The 17,159-nt window shown below is 70.9% G+C and carries 19 protein-coding genes and 1 tRNA gene; 8 read left to right on the top strand and 12 right to left on the bottom strand.

Features of this window, described 5'->3' with window-relative positions; translation table 11 throughout:
• The 4 genes from mutL to G6N75_RS00320 form a co-directional block, all read right to left on the bottom strand.
• The coding region (gene mutL / locus G6N75_RS00335; RefSeq protein ID WP_165346075.1) for a DNA mismatch repair endonuclease MutL at positions 1-1,015 on the bottom strand (1,015 nt) is incomplete at its 3' end.
• A 65-nt stretch (positions 1,016-1,080) separates the two neighbouring features.
• Positions 1,081-2,388 (bottom strand): N-acetylmuramoyl-L-alanine amidase, encoded by a 1,308-nt coding sequence (locus tag G6N75_RS00330; protein ID WP_165346074.1) that lies wholly within the window; start codon positions 2,386-2,388, stop codon positions 1,081-1,083.
• 93 nt (positions 2,389-2,481) lie between these two features.
• Positions 2,482-3,012 carry a tRNA (adenosine(37)-N6)-threonylcarbamoyltransferase complex ATPase subunit type 1 TsaE gene (gene tsaE, locus G6N75_RS00325; RefSeq protein ID WP_165346073.1) on the bottom strand — a complete coding sequence of 177 codons (531 nt, stop codon included), beginning with the start codon at positions 3,010-3,012 and terminating at the stop codon, positions 2,482-2,484.
• Positions 2,969-4,474, bottom strand: a complete 1,506-nt coding sequence (locus G6N75_RS00320) for an NAD(P)H-hydrate dehydratase (protein ID WP_165346072.1) — start codon at positions 4,472-4,474, stop codon at positions 2,969-2,971. Before G6N75_RS00320 ends, tsaE begins: the two co-directional genes overlap by 44 nt.
• Between G6N75_RS00320 and queG the strand changes: the two genes are divergently transcribed.
• Entirely contained in the window at positions 4,473-5,549 is a 1,077-nt protein-coding gene (gene queG, locus G6N75_RS00315) for a tRNA epoxyqueuosine(34) reductase QueG (RefSeq protein ID WP_165346071.1), read from the top strand. The genes G6N75_RS00320 and queG overlap by 2 nt on opposite strands.
• A gap of 54 nt (positions 5,550-5,603) precedes the next feature.
• Positions 5,604-6,554, top strand: a complete 951-nt coding sequence (locus tag G6N75_RS00310; protein ID WP_165346070.1) for a GGDEF domain-containing protein — start codon at positions 5,604-5,606, stop codon at positions 6,552-6,554.
• Positions 6,555-6,561: 7 nt separating this feature from the next.
• Here the strand turns inward: G6N75_RS00310 and panD are convergent, their stop codons facing one another.
• The 6 genes from panD to pcnB all read right to left on the bottom strand — a co-directional run bounded on the left by panD (position 6,562) and on the right by pcnB (position 11,247).
• A complete protein-coding gene (gene panD, locus G6N75_RS00305) occupies positions 6,562-6,942 on the bottom strand; it encodes an aspartate 1-decarboxylase (RefSeq protein ID WP_165346069.1) in 381 nt (126 codons plus the stop codon).
• Positions 6,943-6,970: 28 nt separating this feature from the next.
• Positions 6,971-7,831: a pantoate--beta-alanine ligase gene (gene panC / locus G6N75_RS00300; RefSeq protein WP_346765449.1), complete on the bottom strand. Its 861-nt coding sequence runs from the start codon at positions 7,829-7,831 to the stop codon at positions 6,971-6,973.
• Complete coding sequence (panB, locus tag G6N75_RS00295) at positions 7,828-8,658, bottom strand: 3-methyl-2-oxobutanoate hydroxymethyltransferase (RefSeq protein ID WP_165346082.1); 831 nt, start codon at positions 8,656-8,658, stop codon at positions 7,828-7,830. The genes panC and panB overlap by 4 nt, the downstream gene beginning before the upstream one ends.
• A gap of 80 nt (positions 8,659-8,738) precedes the next feature.
• Positions 8,739-9,392 carry a deoxynucleoside kinase gene (locus G6N75_RS00290; protein WP_165346068.1) on the bottom strand — a complete coding sequence of 218 codons (654 nt, stop codon included), beginning with the start codon at positions 9,390-9,392 and terminating at the stop codon, positions 8,739-8,741.
• A complete protein-coding gene (gene folK / locus G6N75_RS00285) occupies positions 9,392-9,892 on the bottom strand; it encodes a 2-amino-4-hydroxy-6-hydroxymethyldihydropteridine diphosphokinase (protein WP_165346067.1) in 501 nt (166 codons plus the stop codon). Before folK ends, G6N75_RS00290 begins: the two co-directional genes overlap by 1 nt.
• Before the next feature lie 2 nt (positions 9,893-9,894).
• On the bottom strand, positions 9,895-11,247 hold the full coding sequence (gene pcnB, locus G6N75_RS00280; protein ID WP_346765448.1) for a polynucleotide adenylyltransferase PcnB: 1,353 nt from the start codon (positions 11,245-11,247) through the stop codon (positions 9,895-9,897).
• Between the two features lie 178 nt (positions 11,248-11,425).
• On the opposite strand from pcnB, the gene G6N75_RS00275 reads away from it, so the two are divergent.
• The 3 genes from G6N75_RS00275 to G6N75_RS00265 all read left to right on the top strand — a co-directional run bounded on the left by G6N75_RS00275 (position 11,426) and on the right by G6N75_RS00265 (position 12,638).
• Positions 11,426-11,500, top strand: a tRNA-Glu gene (locus G6N75_RS00275).
• Positions 11,501-11,536: 36 nt separating this feature from the next.
• Entirely contained in the window at positions 11,537-12,205 is a 669-nt protein-coding gene (locus tag G6N75_RS00270; RefSeq protein WP_165346066.1) for an NAD(P)H-binding protein, read from the top strand.
• Complete coding sequence (locus G6N75_RS00265) at positions 12,195-12,638, top strand: RDD family protein (protein ID WP_165346065.1); 444 nt, start codon at positions 12,195-12,197, stop codon at positions 12,636-12,638. The genes G6N75_RS00270 and G6N75_RS00265 overlap by 11 nt, the downstream gene beginning before the upstream one ends.
• Here G6N75_RS00265 and lptG read toward each other — a convergent pair.
• A complete protein-coding gene (gene lptG / locus G6N75_RS00260) occupies positions 12,624-13,688 on the bottom strand; it encodes an LPS export ABC transporter permease LptG (RefSeq protein ID WP_165346064.1) in 1,065 nt (354 codons plus the stop codon). The two genes, G6N75_RS00265 and lptG, sit on opposite strands and share 15 nt — an antisense overlap.
• Complete coding sequence (gene lptF / locus G6N75_RS00255) at positions 13,685-14,812, bottom strand: LPS export ABC transporter permease LptF (protein WP_165346063.1); 1,128 nt, start codon at positions 14,810-14,812, stop codon at positions 13,685-13,687. Before lptF ends, lptG begins: the two co-directional genes overlap by 4 nt.
• 74 nt (positions 14,813-14,886) lie before the next feature.
• Between lptF and G6N75_RS00250 the strand changes: the two genes are divergently transcribed.
• The 3 genes from G6N75_RS00250 to G6N75_RS00240 are packed head-to-tail and all read left to right on the top strand — an operon-like array spanning position 14,887 to position 17,159.
• Complete coding sequence (locus G6N75_RS00250) at positions 14,887-16,383, top strand: leucyl aminopeptidase (RefSeq protein WP_165346080.1); 1,497 nt, start codon at positions 14,887-14,889, stop codon at positions 16,381-16,383.
• A gap of 21 nt (positions 16,384-16,404) precedes the next feature.
• Positions 16,405-16,857, top strand: a complete 453-nt coding sequence (locus G6N75_RS00245) for a DNA polymerase III subunit chi (RefSeq protein WP_165346062.1) — start codon at positions 16,405-16,407, stop codon at positions 16,855-16,857.
• Positions 16,854-17,159, top strand: coding sequence for a hypothetical protein (locus tag G6N75_RS00240; protein ID WP_165346061.1), 306 nt, complete (start codon positions 16,854-16,856; stop codon positions 17,157-17,159). The genes G6N75_RS00245 and G6N75_RS00240 overlap by 4 nt, the downstream gene beginning before the upstream one ends.

The following is a 17,159-nucleotide window of genomic DNA, read 5'->3' as shown; positions in this document are numbered from 1 at the left end:
CGGCCGCGGCGGCCGCGGGCCGGGTGCCGGCGAGCGCCTGCTCCACCGCGTGATACAGGAAACCGTGCATGCTCCGGGCCTCGCGGAACCGGACCTCGTGCTTGGTCGGATGGGCATTCACGTCCACCAGGGCAGGATCCATTTCGAGGTAGAGCACGTAGGCCGGATGACGGCCGTGAAACAGCACGTCGGCGTAGGCCTGGCGCAGCGCATGGGTCACCAGCCGGTCACGGATCATGCGGCCGTTGACGAAGAAGTACTGCAGGTCCGGCTGGGACCGGGAGAAGGTCGGCAACCCCAGCCAGCCGGACAAGCGCAGGCCGGCCGCGGCCTGCTCCAGTTCCAGCACGTGGGCGGCGAAAGCCTCGCCGCAGACCTCGCCGACGCGCCGCAGGCGGGCGCCGGCATCCCGCGCGGGCCGCAGGTCGAACAGCGCGCGTCCGTCGCGCCGCAGGCTGAACCCCGTGTCGAAGCGCGACAGCGCGAGCCGGCGGGCCAGTCCCTCGACGTGGCTCGACTCGGTGCGCTCGCTGCGCATGAAACGCCGCCGCGCAGGGGTATTGAAGAACAGGTCCTGGACGGTGATGGTGGTGCCCGGCGGATGGGCTGCCGGCGCCGGTTCGCCGAGGCGGCCGCCGTCGGCCGACACGGTCCAGGCCGCTTCCGCCCCCGCGGCACGCGACGTCAGGGCAAGGCGCGAGACCGAGGCGATGCTCGGCAGGGCCTCGCCGCGGAAGCCGAGCGTGGCCACGCGTTCCAGGTCGTCGAGGCTGGCGATCTTGCTGGTGGCGTGGCGGGACAGTGCCAGCGCCAGCTCCTCGCGTGGAATCCCGCCGCCGTCGTCACGCACCAGGCAGCGGCGCAGGCCGCCGGCCTCGATCTCGATTTCGATCCGGCCCGCACCGGCATCGAGGCTGTTCTCGACCAGTTCCTTGACCACGGAAGCCGGGCGTTCCACGACTTCGCCGGCGGCGATCTGGTCGACGAGCTGGGCGGGGAGCTGGCGGATAGGCATGGGTGCCTAGGATACGGGATCCACCCGCTGGGGACAGTCCCGGGGACAGTCCCCAGGACCGGGGGTCAGCCGCCCGGGATCGTGATGACCTGGCCGACCCTGATCCGGTCGCCGCGCAGCCCGTTGTAGCGGCGCAGCGCCGGGACGCTGGTGTTGTAACGGTTGGCGATGCCCGACAAGGTGTCACCGCTGGCAACGACGACTTCGCGGGCCACGGGCGCGCGGTCGCGGTTGCGCGCCACCCAGGTCCCGGGCGGCGGGTTCTGGTAGAAGTACTCGCGAATACCGGTCACCAGCGCGTTCGCCAGCTGGTCCTGGTATCGCTGGTCCCGCAGCTTCTGCTCTTCTTCGACGTTCGAGATGAAGGCCGTCTCCACCAGGATGGAGGGGATGTCCGGCGCCTTCAGCACCGCGAACCCGGCCTGCTGCACCGACTGCTTGTGCAGCCGGTTCACAGCCCCGAGACGGTCGAGCACGAATTCGCCCACCTCCAGGCTGGCGCCGATGGAAGCGTTCTGGGACAGGTCCAGGAGCACCGAAGCCAGCAGGTCGTCCTTGTCGTCGAGGCTGACGCCGCCCACGAGGTCGGCCGCATTCTCCCGCTCTGCCAGCCAGCGGGCCGCCTCGTCGGTCGCGCCTTTGTTGGAAAGCACGTAGACCGAGGAACCCCGTGCCCTGGGGTTCTTGAAGGCGTCAGCGTGCACCGATACAAACAGGTCCGCGCCGTTCCGCCGCGCCTTTTCGACGCGCTGGCGCAGGCTGAGGAAGTAATCCCCGTCGCGCGTCAGCACGGCGCGCATGCCGGGCTCGCGATTGATGCGATCCGCCAGCCGGCGCGCCACGCCCAGCACCACGTCCTTCTCATAGGTACCGCGGGGGCCGATCGCGCCCGGGTCCTCGCCCCCGTGTCCGGCATCGACGGCAATCACCAGCTCACGGTCGCCCTGCCCCGCGCTGATCACGGGCGCCTGGCGCCGGGGGCCCGCGCCTTCGAGTTCGATGATCAGGCGATGTCCGTAGCGGCCCTCGGGCCGCACCAGGAAACTGCGCGGCTTGGCCTCGCCGGCAAGGTCGAGCACGATGCGGGCCTCCCCGCCGGCCTTGTTGGCGGCGCGGACGCCCCGCACCAGCCCGGCGCCGGGCGGCAGCTCGCTCGTGCGCGCCAGCGCCGCGGGCTTGAGGTCTACGACCAGCCGGCTGGGGTTGTCCAGGGTGAACAGGGTGTGGCCGACGGGGGCCGAGAGATCGAGGACTACGCGGGTCGCATAGGGGCTGGCCCACAGGCGCACGTCCTTGACGAGCACTTCGGCCTGGGCGACCGGAGCGCAGAACAACAGCGCGAGCAGCAGGCCTTTAAGAGATTTCCTCGACATTTCCAACAGTTTGGTTGGATTTCGGGAACCAACTTTAACCATAAGCCGGGCACGAACGCAATAATTATTTTGAGAAACAAGCTGCTGGAGGGGTTACTTAGTCTCGATTCTGCGTGACGACGCTGGCTCGCCCGCCTGTGCCAGGGCCGCGACCAGGGGCTCAAGCCTGCCTGAGCCCGCGGTGCAACGGGCGCAGCGCCCCGCATCCTGGTAATCGAGCGCCAACTTGAGGTCTGCCCCCGGCAGCCGGTCGCCGCCCCGCTCGGCCCATTCGACGAGGACCAGCCCACCGGGTCGGAGCAGGTCCTCCAGGCCGAGATAGTCGAGCTCGGCCGGATCGGCGAGGCGGTAGAGATCGAGGTGCATCACCTCGCAGTCGGGCAGCTCGTAAGGCTCGAGCAGGGTGAACGTCGGGCTGCGTACCCGCCCCTCGTGACCCAGGCCACGCAGCAGTCCGCGGACCAGCGTCGTCTTCCCGGCCCCGAGGGGACCCTCGAGGTGGACCACCACCGGGCCCGCCTGGCACGCGGCTGCCAGGCCCGGCGCCAGCCGGGCGCCCAGCGCGGCCGTGGCTGCCGCGTCAGGCAGGAAGATCCGCGTCATCACCGGGATTGACCCAGCCATGCAGGCAGTCGAGCAGGTCGCCGGCCGCCAGGCCCCGCTCGCCGCGGCGCGCCGCGTCGTCCGCCGCCAGGGCGTGCACCAGCACGCCGGCGCAGGCAGCGCGCTCCAGGTCATGCAGCTGGGCCGCCAGACCGGCGGCGAGGCCGGTCAGCACATCGCCCATGCCGCCCGAGGCCATGCCCGGGTTGCCCGCATCGCACAGCCATGGGACCGCGCCCTGCCCAGCCACCAGCGTGCCGGCGCCCTTGAGCACCACGACACAGCGGTAACGCTCGCGCAAGGCCCGCAGCGCCGCGGGGCGGTCGGCCTCCACCTCGCCGGGACCGGTGTCGAGCAGGCGCGCCGCCTCCCCGGGATGCGGCGTGATGATCCAGCGGCCCGGCGCCCGGGGATGCTCCGACAGCAGGTTGAGCGCATCGGCGTCGAGGATGCAAGGCAGGTCCGAGGCCAGCGCTGCGGCCAGCAGGGCCTGTCCCCACGGAGCCTGGCCCAGACCGGGCCCGGCCGCCACCACGGTCGCCCGGGCCAGCAGCGGCTCGAGGTCGGCGGGCTCGCTCACCCCGCGGCACATCAGCTCTGGCTGGGCCGCGAACATGGCTGCGGCGTGCTCCGGCCGGGTGGCGACCGTCACCAGGCCGGCGCCGGCGCGCAACGCGGCCCGGCCCGCCAGCAGGGCGGCGCCGCCCATGCCGTAATCGCCGCCGAGCACGAGAACGTGGCCGAAGCGGCCCTTGTGGGCATCCCGGTCGCGGCGTGGCAACCAGTGCGCCAGCTGCCGCGGATCCAGCCGCCGCGCAGCGGGCTCCAGCCCGGCGGCCAGGCCCGGTGGGACGTGCAGGCCGGCAAACGTCACCTCGCCCGCGCAGGCGCGGCCGCGGCCGGTGAACAGGCCGAGCTTCAGGCCGATGAAGCACACCGTGAGCGCAGCGCGGACGGCGATGCCGAGTTCCCGGCCCGTGTCCGCATGCAGGCCGGTCGGGATGTCCAGCGCCAGCACCGGGCGGCCGCTGCCATTGAGCGCCTCGACGGCAGCCGCGTAGCGTCCCTCGAGCGGGCGGTCGAGGCCGGTACCCAGGAGTCCGTCCACCAGCGGCCCGGTGCCGGGCAGAACGTCTCCCTCGTGCCAGGATTCGACTGCGCCGCCGGCCTGCCGGTAGTCGGTGCAGGCCGCGGCCGCATCTCCGTCGAGGCCTGCGGGATCTGCCAGGGCCAGCACCCGGACCTGCCATCCCTGTTCCCGCGCCCGGCGCGCCAGCACGTAGCCGTCGCCGCCGTTGTTGCCGCCGCCGCACAGCACCGTCACGTCGCGCGCCGCCGGCCATCCCCGGCGCAGGGCCTCGAGGGCCGCCAGGCCGGCCCGCTCCATCAGCTCGCGCGCCGGGATACCCTCCTCCTCGATGGCGCGGCGGTCGAGCTCGCGCACCTGGGCGGCGGTCCACAGTTCCCGGGGCATCATCGTCATGACCCCGATTATACTGCCGGGCGTGGAGACTCTGGCCCGACAGATCAAGGACTGGGGACGCGAGCTGGGCTTCGGCGCGGTCGGCATCGCCCGCGCGGCGGTGCCCGAGGACGAGGCCTGGCTGAAGCGGTGGCTGGCGCTGGGCCGCCACGGCGACATGGAGTGGATGGCGCGCCACGGGACGCGCCGCAGCCGTCCGGCGGACCTGGTCCCGGGCACGATCAGCGTGATCTCGGTGCGGCTCGATTACCTGCCCCCGGAGGCGGCGCCAGCGGAGGCGGTGCTGGCCGAGCGCAGCCTGGGCTACGTGTCCCGCTACGCCCTCGGCCGCGACTATCACAAGGTGCTGCGCCGGCGCCTGCAGCGTCTCGCCGACCGGATCGAGACCGCGGTCGGCCCCTTCGGCTACCGGGTCTTCACCGACAGCGCACCGGTGCTGGAGAAGGCGCTGGCCCGCGATGCCGGGCTCGGCTGGATCGGCAAGCACACCAACCTCCTGGCGCGCGACGCCGGCAGCTGGTTCTTCCTGGGCGAGATCTACACGGACCTGCCGCTGCCGGCCGACACGGCCCCGAGCGCCCATTGCGGGAGCTGTACCGCCTGCCTCGATGCCTGCCCGACCGCGGCCATCGTGGCGCCCTACGAGCTCGATGCCCGGCGGTGTATTTCCTATTTGACGATCGAGCACGAGGGCGCCATCCCGGTGGCACTGCGGCCGGCCCTGGGCAACCGGATCTACGGCTGCGATGACTGCCAGCTCGTGTGCCCCTGGAACCGCTACGCGCAATTCGCCGCAACCCGCGACTTCCGGGCGCGCGACAACCTCGACGCGCCGGTGCTGGCGGAACTCTTTGCCTGGTCAGAGACGGATTTCCTGGCTCGGATGGAAGGCTCGGCCATCCGCCGCATCGGTTACCAGCGCTGGCTCCGCAACATCGCCGTCGCGCTCGGCAATGCGGCGCCGGACGAGCAGGCCCGGGCGGCCCTCGCGGCCCGTGCCGACGATGCCTCGGCGCTGTTGCGCGAGCACGTGGCCTGGGCGCTCGGCCGGCACGAGCGGGCCCAGCAGCGTTGAGTTTGACCGGGATTGAACACAGAATGACCGGCAAGTACGCAGAGGGCCGCCCGAGTGGATTTCGTCGACGCGCCTGACATCAGGCATTTCCTGGCCGGGCTGCAGATTTTCAGCGGCGTCGACATCCGTTCCGTCGGTCCCTTCCTGGCGCGTACGCGGCGCAGGGACATCCGCGCCGGCGAGATCCTGCTGGCGCCCTCCGCCACCAACTCCCGCGTGTTCGTGATCCTGTCCGGGGCCCTCGAAGTGCGCCTGGGCTCGCTCGACAACGAGCCGCTGACCACATTGCAGCCGGGGCAGTGCGCGGGCGAGATGTCCATCATCGAGGAGAAGAATCCCTCGGCCTGGGTAGTGGCGGCGCGCGATTCCCACCTGATGGTGATCGAGCAGGACATTCTCTGGCGCATGATCAACGTCTCGCACGCCTTCGCCCGCAACCTGCTGGTGATCCTGTCCTCGCGGGTGCGCTCCGACAACCAGGTGATCCTCGACAGCGTGGGTATCCTGCGCGAGTTCGAGAAGCACGCCGTGACCGACGCCCTCACCGACCTGCACAACCGGCACTGGCTGGACAACATGTTCCGGCGCCGCCTGGATCGCTGCCTCAAGGACGAGACGCCGACGGCAATGGTCATGGTCGACGTGGACCAGTTCAAGCGCTTCAACGACCGCTACGGGCACGTCGCCGGGGACCGGGCCCTGCGGCTGGTCGCGGAGACCCTGCGCCAGCATTTCCGGCCGGGCGACATGGTGGCGCGATTCGGCGGCGACGAGTTCTGTATCCTGCTGCCGGGGGCGGACAAGGAAGCGGCCCGCACCTGCGCGGAGCGGGCCCGCTGGGCCGTGCTCAAGGCCACCGACCTGGACCCGGGCGCCCCCAGCATCACGCTGTCCGCGGGCGTGGCCGCAGCCGAGCCGGGCGACACCCTGGAGACGTTGATCGCGCGCGCGGACGATGCCCTGTACCGCGCCAAGATGGGCGGCAGGAACCAGATCGCGCTCTAGGAAGGTCTCAGGCGGCCTGGACGGGGATGGCGTCGCCGGTGCGCGTGACGCGGTTGTGCTCGTCGAGGTAGACCAGCTTCGGCTTGTGCAGGCGGGCTTCCTGCTGGCTCATGCCGCCGTAGGCGCAGATGATCACGCGATCGCCCGGGCGCGCCTTGTGGGCGGCGGCGCCGTTCACGGAGATGATGCGCGAGCCGGCCTCGGCGCGAATGGCGTAGGTGGTGAAGCGCTCGCCGCCGGTGACGTTGTAGATCTGGATCTGCTCGTACTCCATGATCCCCGCCAGCTCCAGCAGGTCGGAGTCGATGGCGCACGAACCCTCGTAATCAAGCTCTGCGTGAGTCACGCAGGCCCGGTGTAGCTTGGCCTTGAGCAAAGTCAGCTGCATCGGTTGCTCCTTCCCACGCAGGGTCCGTTCAGTCCAGGTCCACGAGCACGTTGTCGATCAGTCGCGCCCGCCCCAGTTTTGACGCCGCCAGGACCACCAGGTTCCGGTCGCCGGCTGTCGCCGGCGCCAGGGTGTCCTGCCGTCGCACCTCGAAATACTCCGGGGCCATACCGGCCGACCGGATATTTTCCATGCCCGCCTGTTGTAATGCAACAAAGTCTCGTTCGCCCTGCCGCAGTCCCGCCGCGGCTTGCTGCAGCGCAGCGTAAAGGGCCGGCGCGATCCGCCGCTCCGCAGGCGTGAGATAGCGGTTACGCGAGCTCATCGCCAGCCCGTCCGCTTCCCGCCGCGTGGGCACCCCCGTCACCTGGAGCGGGAAATCGAGATCCGTCACCATGCGCCGGATGATCGCGAGCTGCTGGTAGTCCTTATGGCCGAACACCGCCAGGTCGGGCTGCACCAGGTGGAACAGCTTGGCCACCACGGTGGTCACGCCGGCAAAGTGGCCCGGCCGGCTCGCCCCGCAGAGGATGGCGGACAGGCCGGGGACCTCGACCCGCGTCCGGCCCTCCCGCCCGTGCGGGTACATGACGGCCTCGGTCGGGGCGAACACCAGGTCGCAGCAGGTCCCGGCGAGGCGGTCCAGGTCATCGGCCAGCGTCCGCGGGTAGGCGGCGAAGTCCTCGCCCGGGCCGAACTGCAGCGGGTTGACGAAAATGCTGGCCACCACGCGATCAGCTCGCTCGCCGGCCGTGCGTACCAGGTCCATGTGCCCCTCGTGCAGATTGCCCATGGTCGGCACGAAGGCGATGCGGGCGCCGTCGCGGCGCCAGTCGGCGAGTCGCGTCCGCAGGCCGGCGACGCCGCCCTCGACCGGCGGGCGGCTCACGAGAAGCAGTGCTCCGGCGCCGGGTAACTGCCGTCCTTGACGGCCGCGACATAGGCCGCGAGTGCCTGGTGCAGGCTCCCGGCGCCGGCGAGGAAGTCCCTGGCGAAACGCGGCTTGCGGCCGGGCGTCACGGCGAGGATGTCGTACAGCACGAGAATCTGGCCATCCACCGCGGGTCCAGCGCCGATGCCGATCACCGGCACCCGCAAGGCCTGCGTGATCGCCTGGCCGAGGGCGGTCGGGACGCATTCGAGCAGGACGATGTCCGCGCCGGCTTCCTGCAGCGCATGCGCGTCCCTGATCATCTGTTCGGCTGCCGCCTGCTCGCGGCCCTGCACCTTGAAGCCGCCGAGCTTGTGGATCGACTGGGGCGTGAGGCCGATGTGGGCGCACACCGGAATGTCGCGCGAGGCCAGGAACTCCACCGTGCGAACCTGCAGCGCCCCGCCCTCGAGCTTCACCATCGCCGCACCGCCTTCCTGCATCAGGCGCACTGCGTTGGCGAAGGCGGGCTCCGGCAGGCTGTAGCTGCCGAAGGGCATGTCCGCAACCAGGAATGCCCGGTGCACTCCCCGGGTCACGCAGCGGGCGTGATAGACCATGTCGTCCATGGTCACCGGCACGGTGGTGTCGTGGCCCTGCACGACCATCCCCAGCGAATCGCCCACCAGGACGAGGTCGGTCCCGGCCCCGTCAACGGCCGCCGCGAAGCTGGCATCGTAGGCGGTCAGGCAGGCGATCTTCTCGCCGGCGTCTTTCATGCCGCGCAGCGTGTCGAGCGTGACGGGCTGGTCGGCCCGCGCCCGGTCCTGCAGGTGGCTGTACATGGTCATGGCGCGACTCCCCTCGTCCGCTCGCGGGCCAGCATGGCCAATTCCCCCGGGAACATCAATCTCCGGCGCCTGGCTCAGCCCGGCCCGCCGAAGGGCGTCGGGTTGTAGTACTGGCGGCCCCCTTCGATGGCGTGGATCCGCTGCAGCAGGTCCTGGAAATCCGCCTCGCGCCGCACCGGGTCGATGGTCGCCGCGTTGACGATCAGCAGCGGGCCGGCATCGTAGCGATGAAAGAAATCCATGTAGGCCTCCGACAGCCGCCGCAGGTAGTCCGCCTGCACCTGCTGCTCGTAGGGGATGCCCCTGCGCTGCACGCGCTCGACCAGCACCTCCACCGGCGCCTGCAGGTACACCACCAGGTCGGGCGTGGGCGCGTCCAGCGTGAGGCCCTGGTAGACCTGCTCGTAGAGCCGGTATTCCTCGTCGCGCAGGGTCAGGCGGGCGAAGATCCGGTCCTTCTCGAGCAGGAAGTCGGCGACGCGGCCGCCTGCGAACAGGTCGGCCTGGCGCATCTCCTGGGCCTGCCGCGCGCGCTGGAACAGGAAGTGCAACTGGGTCGGCAGGGCATTGGGCTCCGGGTCGCGGTAGAAGCGCTCCAGGAAAGGGTTCTCCTCGGCCTGTTCGAGCACGAGGTCGAACTGGAGAGTCTCGGCCAGGCGCCGCGCCAGTGACGTCTTGCCGACACCGATCGGGCCCTCGATTGCCAGGTAACGCAACGAGCGCGGCATCAGGCCGCCAGCCTCTGCAGCCCGGCCGCGTCCACGGCGCCCGCCAGCCGCGCCACCAGCGCGCCGTCGGGCAGACGCAGGCCCGGCGCAATCTCCGCCAGCGGCACCAGCACGAAGGCGCGCTCGCGCAGCCCCGGATGCGGCAGCGTCAGCGCCGCCGAAGCCAGCCGGGCGCCACCGTGCAGCAGCAGGTCGAGATCGAGCGTGCGCGGGCCCCAGCGCTCCCCGTCGCGGCGGCGGCCCTGGGCCGTCTCGATGGCCTGCAGCGCGGCGAGCAGTTCAAGGGGCGGCAGCGTAGTCAGGAGTCCGGCCACTGCATTCAGGTAATCGGGCTGGCTGGCAGGCCCCAGCGGCGGGCTGCGGTAGAACGACGACGCGCACAGCAGCCTGGTAGCGGGCAGCCCGGCGAGCGAGGCCAGGGCCCGGCGCAACTGGCCGGCCGGATCGTCAAGGTTGCTGCCCAGCCCGACATAGGCGGGCAGGAAACGCTCACCGGCCACGGTCAGTCGGTTCCGCCGCCGGGCTTGCGCCGTCGCGGCCGGCGGCGGCGGCGCCGGGGCCTGGCCGGGTCCTCGCCGTCTGCCTGCGGCTGTTCCTCCGTGGCGCCATCGGCCGGTCGCCGGCGGCCCGGATCGACCGCCGCGATCCGTTGCGCCTCGTCGAGTTCCTGCAGCTGCGTCCAGAACTCCGCCAGCGCCGGGTCGGCGTCACCGACCTTGGCCCGCAGGCAGAGAAAATCGTAGGCCGCCCGGAAGCGGGTCTGTCCGAGCAGCCCGAGCACCCGCTTGCCGCGGGTGCGGTTGAGCTTGAGCTGCGTCACCATCAGTTCCTTCATGGGCGCGGTGATGCGACGCGGGATCGCCACCTGCGACTGCTGCGCATCCATGACCTCGTCGGCCGCCAGCAACAGCGCCTGGATCGGCGGCTCGCCCGCCTCCTCCAGCTCGGCCGCGCGGCGCCGGACCGGGCCCCACATCAGTACGCTGAAGAGAAACACCGGGGTGACCGGCTCGTCCGCGGCGACCCGCTGATCGGTGTTCTGCAGCGAGGCGAGCAGCAGCGCGCGGTAAGGTTCGCCGGCTTCGCTGTCGAGCAGCCGGTCGACCGCCGGGAAGAGCTGGTGGAAGTGCCCGTAGCGCCTGAGCAAATCGTAGGACGCGACGCCGTGCCCGCTGAGGAACAGCTTCAGTACCTCGTCGAACAGGCGGGCGGGCGGCACGGATTCGAGCAGCGGTGCGAGGGTCGTCAGCGGCTGCTCGGTTTCCGGCTCGACCCGAAAGCCCAGCTTGGCGGCGAAGCGCACCGCGCGCAGCAGGCGGACCGGATCCTCGCGATAGCGATCCTCGGGGTCGCCGATCAGCCGGAGCACGCCGGCGCGGATATCGTCCACGCCGCCGGCATAGTCCCAGATCGAGAAATCCTCGATGTTGTAATAGAGCGCGTTGGCGGTGAAGTCGCGCCGCCACACGTCGTCGTCGATCGTGCCGTAGCGATTGTCGCGGAGGATCCGGCCTTCCTCGTCCTTCACCAGCAGGGTGTCGTCCTCGTCGCCGCCCTCCTCCTGGTCCGAAGCCCGGAAGGTAGCGACTTCGACGATGTCGCGGCCGAAGAACACGTGGGCGAGCCGGAAGCGGCGGCCGATGAGCCGGCAGTTGCGGAACAGCCGCCGCACGTCCTCCGGGTGCGCGTCCGTGGCGATGTCGAAGTCCTTCGGCTCCCGCCCAAGCAGGAGGTCCCGCACCCCGCCGCCGACGAGGAAGGCCTGGTAGCCCGCGTCACGCAGCCGGTACATGACCTTCAGCGCATTGCGCGAGATGTTCGCCCGGGAGATATTGTGCTCCGGCCGGGGAATCACCCGGGGAGCCGCACCGATGCCTGGAGCCGCGCTGGCCAATCCGTTTCCGCCTGTGTCAATCAAGCCAGCAAGTTTAGCACCAAGGCCGGCCCCGGGCGCCTCCGGCCATTGAGTCGGGCCGGCACTGCCGGTACAATGCCGCGCTCGCTGCACCCGCGGGTGCGCAGGGCGGCCCGACGCTCCGTTCGTCTAGTGGTTAGGACGCTGGCCTCTCACGCCGGTAACAGGGGTTCGAATCCCCTACGGAGCGCCACCTTCCCGCGGCACACCCGCCAGAGGTCGCGAGCCCATGACCCAACCTCCCTTTGCCCTTGTTGCAGGTGCCACCGGCGCGGTCGGCAGTCGCCTGCTCGACCGCTTGCTGGCGCGCACCGACGGCACGCGGGTGCTGGCGGTTGCGCGCGGCCCCGCACCGCGGGCGCACCCGCGCCTCGAATGGCGCCGCACCGAGTTGGACGCGCTGGCGCCGGCGCTGGCCGGGGTTGCAGCGGACGAAGCCTATTGCTGCCTCGGCACGACCATGCGCGCGGCAGGCAGCCGCGCCGCCTTCCGCGCCGTGGACCTGGAGGGCGTGGCGTCCTTCGCGGCCGCAGCGCGCACTTGCGGCGCCGGCTTCCTCGGGCTGGTGTCAGCCGCGGGCGCCGACCCGACGGCCCGCAACTTCTACCTGCGCACCAAGGGCGAGGCTGAGGCCGGGGTCGCGGCGCTGGGCTTCGACTGCCTCGCGATCGTGCAGCCCGGGCTGCTGCGCGGGCCGCGCGAGGAGTTCCGGCTGGGCGAGCGGCTGGGCCAGCTGGTGGCGCCGCTGTCCGACGTGCTGATGCGCGGGCCGTTGTCGCGCTACCGGAGCGTCGGAATCGACACCGTGGCCGCGGCGCTGGAGGCGGCCCGCCGGCTGCCGCCGGGGCTGCACCGGCTCGACCCCGCCGCCATCGAGGCACTGGCTCATGGCCGCTGAGAACCAGCCGGCGCCGGGCTTGCTGCGGCGCCTGGCGGCGATGTTCTACGACGGGCTGGTGCTGGCTGCAGTGCTGATGATTGCCGGCGCCGCCTGGGTCGCCGCCCACCGCGCGGCTGCGGCGCCGGGTGACCTGCTGTTCCGGCTCTACCTGGTGGCTGTCACCGCACTCTTCTTCGCCGCTTTCTGGACGCGGGGCGAGACGCTGGGCCTGCGAGCCTGGAAGCTGCGGCTCGTCGGGCCTGGGGGGCGGCCACCCGGCTGGGGCCGGGCGCTGCTCAGGTTCGCCGCCGCCGTGCTGTCATGGTTGCCGCTCGGCCTCGGTTTCCTGTGGGTCCTGGTCGACCGGGACCGGCTCGCATGGCACGACCGGCTGTCCGGCACGCGCCTGGTCCTCCGGTCCGATGCCGGCCATCGCTCAGCGGACTCGTGACAACCCGAACCAGGCGGCGGCGAGAATGACGGCCACCGGCAGCCAGGCCGTCAGCCAGACCGGCGCGCCGTAGACCTGGGCCCCGTCGGCCAGCGCGCCTTTGCTGAGGATGTAGAGCACGCCGACCAGGAACCCGACCACGAAGCGCGCGCTGTTGCCGCCTGAGCGCAAGGGGCCGAAGACGAACGGCAAGGCCAGCAGCAGCATGGCGGGCACAGCCGCGATATTGGCCAGCCGCTGCCACATCGCCATCTCGTAGCGGCTCGCCCGCAGGTCGTTCGATTCCAGGTAGCGGATGTAGTCCCGCAGCATGGGGATGCTCATGCTGTTGGTGTCGATCACCGAGACCGCCATCACCGCGGGGTCGATGGTGGTCTGCAGCGTGAGCTGGTTTAGCGTCTCTGTTTCGATCTGGGCGCGGAAGCGAGTCAGCTCGACGTCCTCCAGGATCCAGCGCCGGTCGCCGCCCACCTGCGCCCGGTGCGCCATGGCGACCGAGTCGAGACGGCCCGCGGCGTCGAATTCGTAAACATACACGCCGCCCAGCCGGTCGAGGGTCTCGACCTGCAGGATGTTGAACACCCGGTCGCCGTCACGCAGCCAGCTGCCGGACAGCCCCGCCAGGCTGTTGCGGTCCCGCTTGAGTTCGTCCGCATAGGCATCGGCAAAACGCTCGGCGCCGGGCATTACGAGCTCGCCGACCGCAGCCGCGAGCCCGGCGAACATCAGGCCTGCCAGGGTCATCGAATACACCATGCGGCGCAGCCCGACGCCGGCAGCGCGCAGCGCCACCAGCTCGCTGTGATTGGCCAGCGCCCCCAGCCCCATCATCCCGCCGAGCAGCGCGGCGATCGGGAAGATATCGAAAGCGTTGCGCGGCCAGTGCGCGAGCACCACCACAAAGGCGTCGAGGGCCCGGTAGCTGCCTTGCCCCACGTCCTGCAGCTCGCCGGTCAGACCGATGAAGCCGATCAGGGCCAGCAGCACCACCAGCACCAGCAGGGTGGTGCGGCCGGCGGCCATCGCGAGGTAGCGGTCCACGATGTTCATGCCGCCCTCCGTCGCGCCCGCAGGCGCCAGGCCCCGCCGCCCTGCAGGTAAAGCAGCAGCAGGCCGATCCCAACGACCAGCCCGTGGACCCACCAGAGGCCCAGCCAGCCCGGCACCAGCGCGTCCTCGATCAGCATCCGCCCCACGCTGAGGGCGTTGCTGTAGAACACGAACACCAGGATCGCGAAGCCCAGCCGGCCGTAACGGCCCGAGCGCGGCGGCGCCCGGCCCAGCGGCACCGCGATCAGGGTCAGCACCAGCAGCGACACCGGGGCCGCCAACCGCCATTGCAACTCGGCCGCGTCCTCCGGGTCCCCGGTCCCGAGCAGCGCCAGCGTCGGCATTTCCTCGCGCTTGCGATCGGGGTCGACGCGCCGCGGCATTGGCAGCGGAATGCCGTGCTCCTCGAAGCGGGCACTGCGGAACTCCGCGCTGCCCGGACGGCCGGAATAGCGGATGCCGTCATACAGGACCAGGAAGTTCTCGTCCCGCTCCGGCGCCAGGCGCTGCTCGGCGCGCGCCGCCGTGACCACTTCCACCAGGTCGCCGGCCCGTTGCTGGATGAAGATCCCCGTCAGGATGCCCGACTCGTTGCGGTCGCGCGCGTAGAACACCAGGCGCCCGTCGGAGGCGCTGCGGAAACGGCCGGGCTCGAGCGCGGTCAGCTGGACCTGGCGCTGGCCCTCCTGGCGGATTTCCAGGGCCTTGGCGGCGGCCCAGGGCGCGGCGCCGAAACTGAGCCAGGCGAGGCCGGCGGCCACCAGCGCGGCGCCCCACAGCAGCGGCCGCAGCAACTGCACCGAGCCGATGCCGCAGGCGTTCAGCGCCGCCATCTCGCTGTCGCGGTTCAGCCGGCCCAGTGCCAGCATGACGGCAAAGAAGAATGCCGCCGGGATCAGCAGGCTCAGGTACTCGATGGTGGTGAGGCCCATCAGCTGCAGCACGGCCTCGCGCGGGATCCGCTCCGCCGCCGCGCGCGCCAGCCCCCGGGCGAACTGGTCGCCCAGCAGGATCAGCATGAGCACGACCGTCACGCCGAGGAAATTGCGGACGATCTCGCGCAGGAGGTAGCGATTGATGATGCCTGACACGACGCGCGCAGTTTCGGCCTGCCCCCTGATCAATTAAACTCCGGCATCTTACCGCGTCTGCGGCGCGCTACGTCGCCCCCGGCGGCAGAACCTGAGGAGAGGGAATGATGGATTTCACGGCGAAGACCGGCTCCGCGGCAACCGTCAGGACGGATTGCGCTGTCGTCGGCATTTATAAGGACGGCAGGCTCTCCGAAGCAGCGCGGGAAATCGACGTGGTCACCGACAAGCTCGTCAGCGGGCTGGTGAAGAGCGGCGATTTCCGCGGCCAGCCGGGTTCCACGCTGCTGGTGCCGAAGCCGGCGGGCCTCGGCGCCAGGCGCCTGCTGCTGGTCGGGCTCGGCGAGGCCGGCAAGCTGGACCTGAAGGCCTGGCGCAAGGCGCATGGGGCCGCCGTGAAGGTCCTGCTCGGCACCGGCGCCCGGGAAGCCTTCAGTTTCCTCTCCAGCGAAACCGTCGCCGACGCTGACCCTTACACCCTGGCGCGCCATGCAGCCGAAGCCGCCGAGGAAACCGCCTACCGCTTCGACGAAATGAAGTCGGTGGTGGAGACGCCGCCCTCGAAGTTCAACCGGCTCACCATGTGGGTCGCCGATCGCAAGGCGCAGTCGGCCGCCAGCCTGGGCTTCAAGCATGGCCAGGGCGTCGCGGAGGGACAGTCCCTCGCCCGGCGGCTGGGCAACCTTCCCGGCAACGTCTGCACGCCGGCATTCCTGGCGGCCGAGGCGAAGAAACTGGCCTCGGCCCACCAGGGCCTGAAGGTCTCGGTGCTCGAGCAGGCGCAGATGAAGAAGCTGGGCATGAACGCCCTGCTGTCGGTATCCCAGGGCAGCCGCCAGCCGCCCAAGCTGATCGTGCTCGAGTGGCGCGGCGGCCCGAAGCAGAAAGCGCCGGTAGCGATGGTCGGCAAAGCCATCACCTTCGACACCGGCGGGATCTGCATCAAGCCCGCGCCGGCCATGGACGAGATGAAGTTCGACATGTGCGGCGGCGCCAGCGTGATCGGCACCATGGCCACGGTGGCGCGGCTGAACCTGCCGATCAACGTGATCGGCCTGGTGCCGGCGGCCGAGAACATGCCGGACGGCCTGGCCAGCCGGCCCGGCGACATTGTCACGACCATGTCGGGCCAGACGGTGGAAATCCTCAACACGGACGCCGAAGGCCGGCTGATCCTGTGCGACGCGCTGACCTATGCCCGCCGCTACAAGCCCGCCACGGTGGTCGACATCGCGACGCTGACCGGCGCCTGCGTGATTGCGCTCGGCCATCACCTCAGCGGGCTGATGAGCAACGACGACTCGCTCGCCGACGAACTGCTGCGCGCCGGCGTGGAAGCCGAGGATCGCGCCTGGCACCTGCCCATCGGCGCGGACTACGACGAGCAGCTGAAGAGCAATTTCGCCGACTTCGCCAATGTCGCCGGCCGCGACGCCGGCGCCATCACGGCGGCCTGTTTCCTCAACCGCTTCACCCGCGACCTGAGCTGGGCGCATCTCGACATCGCCGGCACGGCCTGGAAGTCCGGGCAGGCGAAGGGCGGCACCGGCCGCCCGGTGCCGCTGCTGGCGCAGTTCCTGATGAGCCGGGCCGGCGTGGCCTGACGGCCGGCCCGCCAAAGCAGGATGACGCGGGTCGACTTCTACGTCCTCGACGCACCCGCCGTGCAGGCGCGGGAACTGTTCGCCTGTCGCCTCACCGAGAAAGCGTGGCGGCTGCAGCACCGGGTCTACCTGCATGCCGCCTCCGCTGAGGCCGCGCGCCAGGTGGACCAGTTGCTGTGGACCTTCCGCGACGGCAGCTTCGTCCCGCACTCCATCGATACCGAGGATCTCGACCCGGCCGTCGCCGGCCGCACGCCGGTGCGCATCGGGGCCGGCGGCGAACCGCGCTTCGAGGCCGAGTTGCTCATCAACCTCGGCGCCGAGGTGCCGCTGTTCTTCAGCCGCTTCGACCGGGTGGCGGAAATCGTCGCCGGCACCGACGAGGAGAAGGCCGCGGCGCGGGAACGCTTCCGTTTCTACCGGGACCGGGGCTACGCCCTGGCAACCCACCAGATCGGGGCGTCCCGGGCATGACCGACGATACCAACTCCACCGGCATCCGCCCCGTCCTGCAGCAGAAGCTCGAGCCGGACGCCGGGCCTGCGCCGCCCGTGCTGCGCGCCGTGGCCGTGCCGGCGCCCCGGCTGCTCTCCGACCGCGAGCTTGCGGCGCTGAAGGCGGAACTGGTCGCGGTCGCCTGGGAGGTCGTGGTCGACCTGCTGCACTCGGCGGTGCGGGAAGTCGAGGCGGCCCTGTTCGAACAGGTTTCCTCACGGCTGCGTGACGAGCTGCCGGATATCGTCGAGCGCGCCTTGCGCAACCACCTGCGTTCCTGA

It is taken from the genome of Thioalkalivibrio sp. XN8 (assembly GCF_011058255.1).
GTDB lineage: Bacteria > Pseudomonadota > Gammaproteobacteria > Steroidobacterales > XN24 > XN24.
This window is presented reverse-complemented; position numbering and strand designations above follow the sequence as displayed.